The following is a 9,737-nucleotide window of genomic DNA, read 5'->3' as shown; positions in this document are numbered from 1 at the left end:
GCAAGCCGCCGCATCAACATGCCGTTGTGCACGCCGCCGCCACAGGCCAGGACGTCGACCGCATCCGGCGCGACGCGCTCGATAGCTTCGGCCACGCTACGAGCGGAAAACTCCAGCAGCGTTGCCTGTACGTCGGCTGGAGCAAGCGTGGCGACACGTGGATGCGCGTCCAGCCACGTCAGGTGAAAGTGTTCGCGGCCGGTACTCTTGGGCGGGGGCAGGGCGAAGTAGGGATCGGCCAGCAATGCAGCAAGCAGGGATTGATCCACTGTGCCGCTGCGCGCGAATTCGCCATCCCGATCGAAAGCTTCGCCACGATGGCGCAGACACCAGGCGTCCATCAGCCCGTTGGCGGGACCGGTGTCGAAGCCGAAGACACGGCCATCGGCACCCAGCACGGTGATGTTCGCAATGCCGCCAAGGTTGAGTACCACACGGGTCTTCCCCGCAGCGGAAAGCAGCATCGCGTGTACTGCCGGCAGTAAGGGCGCGCCTTGACCACCCGCGGCGACGTCGGCGCGGCGAAAATCCGCAACCACGTCGATGCCGCAGCGCTCGGCGATCACCGAGGGGTCGCCGACCTGCAACGTAAAGGGATGCTCGCCATGCGGGCGGTGTCGCAGGGTTTGTCCGTGCGACCCCACTGCGCGTACGGCGGATGCCGGTGTGCCGCTGTGTTCCAACAGCCGTTGCGTGGCTTCTGCAAAGCACTGGCCGATGGCGACATCAAGCCGACCATAAGCATCGAGATCCAGACGGGTTTCATCCTGCGCCACAGCGAGAATGCGAGTGCGCAACGCTGCCGGCCACGGGTGGGTAAGCGCGGCCACTAGTTGTGGCTGGTTCTGCTCGAAGCGCACCAGCGCGGCATCAATACCGTCGGCGCTGGTGCCAGAGATCAGACCGATATAAAGCGCGGTGGCGTCATCCACGTGCGACTCAGGCTCAGTCGTCGTTGCGACCGCTGGCGCGGGCCAGCTTGACGTTGGCGTCCAGTGTCTTGAGGCGGGCCAGTTGCGGCTGCACAACTTGCGACTTGAACTTGGCCAGCTGGGCGCCGGGCAGGGGCTCGGGCTTGGGCAAGGTCACTTTCTGCGGATCGCGCTGGACGTTGTTGACGCGGAATTCGTAGTGCAGATGCGGGCCGGTGGCGAGACCCGTCATGCCAACGTAGCCAATCACGGAGCCCTGGCTCACGTGCTGGCCGAGTTTCACGTTGGCGAACTTGGACATATGTCCGTAGGCCGTACTGATCGAGCTGTTGTGTTGGATGACCACAAAGTTGCCGTAGCCATTCATCCAACCCTTGAACTTCACCACGCCGTCGCCGGCTGCATGGATCGGCGTGCCGGTGGGAGCGGCATAGTCCACACCCTGGTGTGCGCGCATGCGGCCCAGGATCGGATGCATGCGGGCCGCGCTGAACTGCGAGGAGATGCGGGTGAAGTCCACCGGAATACGCAGGAATGACTTCTGGATCGTGCGGCCGTCCTCACTGAACCAGCCGTAGCTGCCGTCATCCTTCTTGAAGCGGTAGGCCGTGTAGCGGTCACCCTGATTCACGAACTCGGCGGCAACGATCTCGCCCTCGTGCAGGTACGCACCATCGCGATACACGTCATCGTAGATCACGGTGAAGCTGTCGCCTTCGCGCAGGTCCTGCACAAAGTCGATATCGTATTTGAAGAGTTCGGCCAGCTTGAGCACCATCGCGTTGCTCATGCCCGCCTTCGAGCCGGCGGCGAACAGCGAGCTGTCGATGCTGCCGTGTACTACGTGCTCGCGATGCTCCACTTCGCGCGTCTGCGCGGTTACCGTGGGCTTGTCGCCATCGAAGCGGACGATGGCGCGATTGGATTCGTCTTTGTCGAAGCGGATGCCGCGCAGGCTGCCATCGCTGCCGAGCAGGAAGTCGAACTCCTGGCCCGGGTGGATGTTATGCAGCGCCTTGGCATCGCGCGCTTCATCCATCACGCGCTGTAAATCGGTAAGACTTAGACCCTGGCCCTGGAAGATGTCGGATAGCGTCTGGCCGGGCTGCACCTGCACGATGTGCCAGTCTTCCACCGTCGGGGCATGGACGGTGGTCGGCAGCGCCTTGGGCAGGGCCAGCGGCAGCATGGTGTGGGCGGCGGGTGCCGGGTCGGGGCGCATGGCGCTGGCCCAGGCGGGAATAATGAAGCCGGAAAGTACGGTGATGAGCATCGCGGTGCCCGCGAGCATCCATCGTTCGCGATGCCAGCGGATCGGCTCGGCGTCGGTGTGATTACAGAACGACCAATGGGAGAAACGCTCGTAGAAATGGGAGTGTCGGCGCTGCGCCTTACGGCGGATAGCCTGCTTGCGCGCCGCGCGCGCGATCAGTGTTTCCTCTCCCATGCCCTGCGTGCCCCGCGGTACAAATTATGTAATGCCGCGTACCATAACGGTCATGTGTAAATGGCGTCAACGCCTTTTCCATCAATGGTTTGCGCGATCTTTCCGATTAACGCACAATTAACGCAGCGACGTGACGGCCGTCGATGGTTTGGCTGTCTAGACAATCAAGATTTGAGGACGACATGAACGAGCTTGAGCAGGCCCTGGCCACCATTGCGCGAGGCGCCGACGAGATCATCAAGCAGGAGGAATTGGTCGAGCGGCTCAAGAGCGGGCGTCCGCTGCGCATCAAGGCGGGTTTCGATCCGACCGCGCCGGATCTGCATCTAGGCCATACCGTGCTGTTGAACAAGATGCGCCAGTTCCAGGATCTGGGGCACCAGGTGATTTTTCTTATTGGCGACTTCACCGGCATGATCGGTGACCCCACTGGCAAGAACGTCACACGCAAGCCATTGACGCGCGAAGACGTGCTGGCCAATGCCGAGACCTACGCCGAGCAGGTCTACAAAGTGCTCGATCGCGACAAAACCGAGCTGCGCTTCAACTCCGAATGGTTCGGCCAGATGACCGCGGCCGACATGATCAAGCTCGCGGCCCAACATACCGTGGCACGCATGCTTGAACGCGATGACTTCGCCAAGCGCTATGCCGCACAACAGCCGATCGCGATCCATGAGTTCCTGTATCCGCTGGTGCAGGGCTACGACTCGGTTGCGCTCAAATGCGACGTCGAGCTCGGCGGCACCGATCAGAAATTCAACCTGCTGATGGGGCGCGCGCTGCAGGAGCACCACGGCCAACCGCCACAAATCGTGCTGACCATGCCTCTGCTGGAAGGCCTGGATGGCGTCAACAAGATGTCCAAGTCGCTGGGCAACTACATCGGCATCAACGAACCGGCGATCGATATCGTCACCAAGACCATGAAGATCGGCGATGAGCTGATGTGGCGCTGGTTCGAGCTGCTCAGCTTCGAAGTGTCGCTGAGTGAGATGGAACAGATGAAAGGCGATATCCAGAGCGGTGCGCTGAATCCGCGTGATGCCAAGCTGCGTCTCGCGCACGAACTGGCTGCGCGCTTCCACGGCGTGACCGCCGCCGAGCAGGCTATCGCCGGCTGGCATGCCGTGGTGCGTGGCGAGGGTGATACCAACTTGCTGCCGCTAACCGAAATTGTTGTGCCCGCAGAGGGTCTTCGACTCCCCGCATTACTTACGGCGGCGGGGCTTACGTCGAGCAACTCGGAGGCGAACCGCAAACTTAAAGAGCGTGCGGTGCGCATCGACACCGAAGTCGTGGAGGACGCGCAGCGTGTGTTCGAGGCGGGCTTTGAGGCTGTGCTGCAGGTGGGTAAGCGCAACTTTGCCCGTGTTGCTTTGAAGCTTGCTTGAGTGTGGGTGGCGGGTTGTTTCCGGCAACTCGACTCTCTGCATGCGCGTGCTTCATGTAAGAACAAGCGGTTACGAAAAATTTCAAAATAATTTCACAAAAGCGCTTGTCAAAACGGGGCCTCCTCCCTAGTATTCGCCACCCCGCCGCGACGCATCTTCTTCGCACGGCAACCACCACTGAAAAAACTTTTCGGCAGGTGTTGACGGACTAGAAAGACGATGTAGAATGGGCGGCTCACCCGGGACGAAACGTCTCGGGGCGATCGGAAGAAACGGTCGCAAGTGATTGATCTTTGACAGTGTGCGCAGGTGACTTGTGTGGGCGCCTTGCGGTGGATGGTAACTCTGTCCATATATGCAAGCGTCTAACCTAAGAGTCAATTCAAAAGCTTGACGTTTTATGGTTAGGACTAACGCTTCAGAAAGATAGATTCGCTTCGGCGGATCGAAAACTTAAGTGAAGAGTTTGATCCTGGCTCAGATTGAACGCTGGCGGCATGCCTAACACATGCAAGTCGAACGGCAGCACAGCAGTAGCAATACTGTGGGTGGCGAGTGGCGGACGGGTGAGTAATGCATCGGGACCTGCCCAGACGTGGGGGATAACGTAGGGAAACTTACGCTAATACCGCATACGTCCTACGGGAGAAAGCGGGGGATCGAAAGACCTCGCGCGGTTGGATGGACCGATGTTCGATTAGCTAGTTGGTGAGGTAATGGCTCACCAAGGCGACGATCGATAGCTGGTCTGAGAGGATGATCAGCCACACTGGGACTGAGACACGGCCCAGACTCCTACGGGAGGCAGCAGTGGGGAATATTGGACAATGGGCGCAAGCCTGATCCAGCAATGCCGCGTGTGTGAAGAAGGCCTTCGGGTTGTAAAGCACTTTTATCAGGAGCGAAATACCACGGGTTAATACCCTATGGGGCTGACGGTACCTGAGGAATAAGCACCGGCTAACTTCGTGCCAGCAGCCGCGGTAATACGAAGGGTGCAAGCGTTAATCGGAATTACTGGGCGTAAAGCGTGCGTAGGCGGTTTGTTAAGTCTGTTGTGAAATCCCCGGGCTCAACCTGGGAATGGCAATGGATACTGGCAAGCTAGAGTGTGATAGAGGATGGTGGAATTCCCGGTGTAGCGGTGAAATGCGTAGAGATCGGGAGGAACATCAGTGGCGAAGGCGGCCATCTGGATCAACACTGACGCTGAGGCACGAAAGCGTGGGGAGCAAACAGGATTAGATACCCTGGTAGTCCACGCCCTAAACGATGCGAACTGGATGTTGGTCTCAACTCGGAGATCAGTGTCGAAGCTAACGCGTTAAGTTCGCCGCCTGGGGAGTACGGTCGCAAGACTGAAACTCAAAGGAATTGACGGGGGCCCGCACAAGCGGTGGAGTATGTGGTTTAATTCGATGCAACGCGAAGAACCTTACCTGGCCTTGACATGTCTGGAATCCTGCAGAGATGCGGGAGTGCCTTCGGGAATCAGAACACAGGTGCTGCATGGCTGTCGTCAGCTCGTGTCGTGAGATGTTGGGTTAAGTCCCGCAACGAGCGCAACCCTTGTCCTTAGTTGCCAGCACGTAATGGTGGGAACTCTAAGGAGACTGCCGGTGACAAACCGGAGGAAGGTGGGGATGACGTCAAGTCATCATGGCCCTTACGGCCAGGGCTACACACGTACTACAATGGTCGGTACAGAGGGTTGCAATACCGCGAGGTGGAGCCAATCCCAGAAAGCCGATCCCAGTCCGGATCGAAGTCTGCAACTCGACTTCGTGAAGTCGGAATCGCTAGTAATCGCAGATCAGCTATGCTGCGGTGAATACGTTCCCGGGCCTTGTACACACCGCCCGTCACACCATGGGAGTGAGTTGCTCCAGAAGCCGTTAGCCTAACCGCAAGGAGGGCGACGACCACGGAGTGGTTCATGACTGGGGTGAAGTCGTAACAAGGTAGCCGTATCGGAAGGTGCGGCTGGATCACCTCCTTTCGAGAACGACAGAACCTCCCCGCAAGACGTCCACACAAGACACCTGCACTTTATTTCACGCGAAGACCTTTCGCGAAGAGCAAAACTAGTCATTTATGGCTGGAGGCTCTTCAACGAAGAGCCGCTTCGATGCTAGGCATCGATGGCGGTTTTTTGTTTCGAAAGGCAAGAGGTTCCCGGGTCTGTAGCTCAGGTGGTTAGAGCGCACCCCTGATAAGGGTGAGGCCGGTGGTTCGAGTCCTCCCAGACCCACCACCAAATCACTTGGGGCCATAGCTCAGCTGGGAGAGCACCTGCTTTGCAAGCAGGGGGTCGTCAGTTCGATCCTGACTGGCTCCACCATTTTGGTGAAGACGTGAAATGAAGGCAGCGCACACATAAAGAATTTTGAAACCAACCGGCACTGTGGCCGACTTGGTGTTCTTTGAAAATGTAAACGAGTGACAAGCGTCTTGGTTCGAAACCGAATCGAGATGTGTCGTTGAGGCAATTAAGCGAACGCGTTGTTTGGCGTAAGCCCTGAGGCGACTTGGGGTTATATGGTCAAGCGACCAAGCGTATACGGTGGATGCCTTGGCGGTCAGAGGCGATGAAGGACGTGGCAGCCTGCGAAAAGTGTCGGGGAGCTGGCAACAAGCTTTGATCCGGCAATGTCCGAATGGGGAAACCCACTGCGTAAGCAGTATCCATGAGTGAATACATAGCTCATGGAAGCGAACCCGGGGAACTGAAATATCTAAGTACCCGGAGGAAAAGAAATCAACCGAGATTCCGTCAGTAGCGACGAGCGAACGCGGACTAGCCCAAAAGCGCATTGTGTTTTAGTCGAAGGGTCTGGAAAGGCCAGCCATAGCGGGTGATAGCCCCGTAGGCGAAAGGGCACAGTGCGTGAAATTGAGTAAGGCGGGGCACGTGAAACCCTGTCTGAACATGGGGGGACCATCCTCCAAGGCTAAATACTCCTGACCGACCGATAGCGAACTAGTACCGTGAGGGAAAGGCGAAAAGAACCCCGGAGAGGGGAGTGAAATAGACCCTGAAACCGTATACGTACAAGCAGTGGAAGCCCGCAAGGGTGACTGCGTACCTTTTGTATAATGGGTCAGCGACTTACTGTCAGTGGCAAGCTTAACCGTATAGGGGAGGCGAAGGGAAACCGAGTCTGAATAGGGCGCATAGTCTCTGGCAGTAGACCCGAAACCGAGTGATCTATCCTTGGCCAGGTTGAAGGTGCGGTAACACGCACTGGAGGACCGAACCCACATCTGTTGCAATAGATGGGGATGAGCTGAGGATAGGAGTGAAAGGCTAAACAAACTCGGAGATAGCTGGTTCTCCTCGAAAGCTATTTAGGTAGCGCCTCGTATGAATCTTCCTGGGGGTAGAGCACTGTTATGGCTAGCGGGCCATCGCGGCTTAGTAAACCATGGCAAACTCCGAATACCAGGACAGAATGTACGGGAGACACACGGCGGGTGCTAACGTCCGTCGTGAAAAGGGAAACAACCCAGACCCGCAGCTAAGGTCCCAAAGTTATCGCTAAGTGGAAAACGATGTGGAAAGGCATAGACAGCCAGGAGGTTGGCTTAGAAGCAGCCACCCTTTAAAGAAAGCGTAATAGCTCACTGGTCGAGTCGGTCTGCGCGGAAGATTTAACGGGGCTAAGCGATACACCGAAGCTCGGGGTGCACACTTTGTGTGCGCGGTAGAGGAGCGTTCCGTAAGCCTGTGAAGGTGGATTGAGAAGTCTGCTGGAGGTATCGGAAGTGCGAATGCTGACATGAGTAACGATAATGCGGGTGAAAAGCCCGCACGCCGAAAGCCCAAGGTTTCCTCGCGCAACGTTCATCGGCGCAGGGTGAGTCGGCCCCTAAGGCGAGGCAGAAATGCGTAGTCGATGGGAAGCTGGTTAATATTCCAGCACTTGTCTGTAGTGCGATGTGGGGACGGAGAAAGTTAGGTCTACCGGGCGTTGGTTGTCCCGGGGAAAGGCGGTAGGCATGCATCTTTGGCAAATCCGGGATGCTTTATGCCGAGCACCGAGACGAGTCCTATTGGACGAAGTGACTGATACTACGCTTCCAGGAAAAGCCACTAAGCTTCAGCTACAGAGAAACCGTACCGTAAACCGACACTGGTAGGCAGGGTGAGAATCCCAAGGCGCTTGAGAGAACTCGGGTGAAGGAACTAGGCAAAATGGCACCGTAACTTCGGGAGAAGGTGCGCCCTTCGACGTGGTCACATGCGTGACTGAGCGTTGAAGGGTCGCAGTAACCTGGCCGCTGCGACTGTTTATCAAAAACACAGCACTCTGCAAACACGAAAGTGGACGTATAGGGTGTGACGCCTGCCCGGTGCTGGAAGGTTAATTGATGGGGTCAGCCGCAAGGCGAAGCTCTTGATCGAAGCCCCAGTAAACGGCGGCCGTAACTATAACGGTCCTAAGGTAGCGAAATTCCTTGTCGGGTAAGTTCCGACCTGCACGAATGGCGTAACGACAGCGGCGCTGTCTCCACCCGAGACTCAGTGAAATTGAAATCGCTGTGAAGATGCAGCGTTCCCGCGGCAAGACGGAAAGACCCCGTGAACCTTTACTACAGCTTTACACTGAACGTTGAGTTCTTCTGTGTAGGATAGGTGGGAGGCTATGAAACCGAGACGCTAGTTTCGGTGGAGCCATCCTTGAAATACCACCCTGAAGTGCTTGACGTTCTAACCTAGGTCCGTAATCCGGATCGGGGACCGTGTATGGTGGGTAGTTTGACTGGGGCGGTCTCCTCCCAAAGAGTAACGGAGGAGCACGAAGGTACGCTCAGCGCGGTCGGACATCGCGCACTGTGTGCAAAGGCATAAGCGTGCTTGACTGCGAGATCGACGGATCAAGCAGGTACGAAAGTAGGTCTTAGTGATCCGGTGGTTCTGTATGGAAGGGCCATCGCTCAACGGATAAAAGGTACTCCGGGGATAACAGGCTGATACCGCCCAAGAGTTCATATCGACGGCGGTGTTTGGCACCTCGATGTCGGCTCATCACATCCTGGGGCTGTAGCCGGTCCCAAGGGTATGGCTGTTCGCCATTTAAAGTGGTACGCGAGCTGGGTTCAGAACGTCGTGAGACAGTTCGGTCCCTATCTGTCGTGGGCGTTGGAGATTTGAGGGGGGCTGCTCCTAGTACGAGAGGACCGGAGTGGACGTTCCGCTGGTGTTCGGGTTGTCATGCCCATGGCATTGCCCGGTAGCTACGAACGGAAGTGATAACCGCTGAAAGCATCTAAGCGGGAAGCACGCCCCAAGATGAGATCTCCCGAGACTTCGAGTCTCCTGTAGGCACCATCAAGACTAGGTGGTTGATAGGCGCGGTGTGGAAGTGCAGCAATGCATTGAGCTTACGCGTACTAATGAGCCGTGCGGCTTGACCATATAACCCCAAGACGCTTCGCATACGCAGATCCCTCTGCGCAGAATCGGCCATCCGTGGCCGAATTCTTGAAAAAGCTTCAGCGAACCATCTCGAACACATTTCACCAGACGCTTGTCACTCGTTTACCCCTTCTGCCGGACGGGCGCTCAACCAGCGCTGTCCGCACCCTTTCCCTGGCGGCTATAGCGCTGTGGTCCCACCCGATCCCATCCCGAACTCGGAAGTGAAACGCAGCTGCGCCGATGGTAGTGTGGCATTGCCCATGCAAGAGTAGGTCACCGCCAGGGGCTTTATCCTGAAAAACCCTCACCTTCACCGGTGAGGGTTTTTTATTGGGCGAAAACTGTCAGCCTTACTGAATCCGCTCGACGGATTTTGGGGCTCTCGCCGCAAAATGCTACCCAGATCGGCTCGCAGGGGCGCAAGCATCGCCTATGATGCGTTAAGCCTGCTCTGGCAGACGCTGTGACCGAGGGAGTCCTGCGTGTTTGTTCATGTCGAAACCCGGCGTCGCCCGCGCGTGCAGTGGGCGACCATGTTGCTT

The 9,737-nt window shown here is 57.3% G+C and carries 3 protein-coding genes, 2 tRNA genes and 3 rRNA genes; 6 read left to right on the top strand and 2 right to left on the bottom strand.

Annotation, left to right across the window (positions count from 1 at the left end; all coding sequences use genetic code 11):
* Positions 1-932, bottom strand: a 932-nt coding sequence (locus ISS97_RS00050) for an anhydro-N-acetylmuramic acid kinase (RefSeq protein WP_404580014.1), incomplete at its 3' end; no start/stop codon positions are given.
* 13 nt (positions 933-945) lie between these two features.
* On the bottom strand, positions 946-2,379 hold the full coding sequence (locus tag ISS97_RS00045) for an OapA family protein (protein WP_379987232.1): 1,434 nt from the start codon (positions 2,377-2,379) through the stop codon (positions 946-948).
* 182 nt (positions 2,380-2,561) lie between these two features.
* On the opposite strand from ISS97_RS00045, the gene tyrS reads away from it, so the two are divergent.
* The 6 genes from tyrS to rrf all read left to right on the top strand — a co-directional run bounded on the left by tyrS (position 2,562) and on the right by rrf (position 9,480).
* Positions 2,562-3,773 carry a tyrosine--tRNA ligase gene (gene tyrS, locus ISS97_RS00040; protein ID WP_379987231.1) on the top strand — a complete coding sequence of 404 codons (1,212 nt, stop codon included), beginning with the start codon at positions 2,562-2,564 and terminating at the stop codon, positions 3,771-3,773.
* Positions 3,774-4,227: 454 nt separating this feature from the next.
* A 16S ribosomal RNA gene (locus ISS97_RS00035) occupies positions 4,228-5,772 on the top strand.
* A 178-nt stretch (positions 5,773-5,950) separates the two neighbouring features.
* Positions 5,951-6,027, top strand: a tRNA-Ile gene (locus ISS97_RS00030).
* An 11-nt stretch (positions 6,028-6,038) separates the two neighbouring features.
* Positions 6,039-6,114: transfer RNA gene (locus tag ISS97_RS00025), tRNA-Ala, on the top strand.
* A gap of 199 nt (positions 6,115-6,313) precedes the next feature.
* Positions 6,314-9,192 (top strand): 23S ribosomal RNA (locus ISS97_RS00020).
* Positions 9,193-9,365: 173 nt separating this feature from the next.
* A 5S ribosomal RNA gene (rrf, locus tag ISS97_RS00015) occupies positions 9,366-9,480 on the top strand.
* Together the 16S, 23S and 5S rRNA genes with 2 tRNA genes alongside form the textbook arrangement of a ribosomal RNA operon.
* Positions 9,481-9,737: the final 257 nt, after the last annotated feature.

The sequence above is a fragment of the Dyella koreensis genome, assembly GCF_044904565.1.
Taxonomy (GTDB): domain Bacteria; phylum Pseudomonadota; class Gammaproteobacteria; order Xanthomonadales; family Rhodanobacteraceae; genus Dyella_D; species Dyella_D koreensis.
Note: the sequence above shows the minus strand (reverse complement) of the source record. Positions and strands in the feature narration are given on the sequence as shown.

Coding starts and splice junctions, on each gene's coding strand:
- ISS97_RS00045 (WP_379987232.1), bottom strand. CDS start 2,379: ATGGGAGAGGAAACACTGATCGCGCGCGCGGCGCGCAAGCAGGCTATC.
- tyrS (WP_379987231.1), top strand. CDS start 2,562: ATGAACGAGCTTGAGCAGGCCCTGGCCACCATTGCGCGAGGCGCCGAC.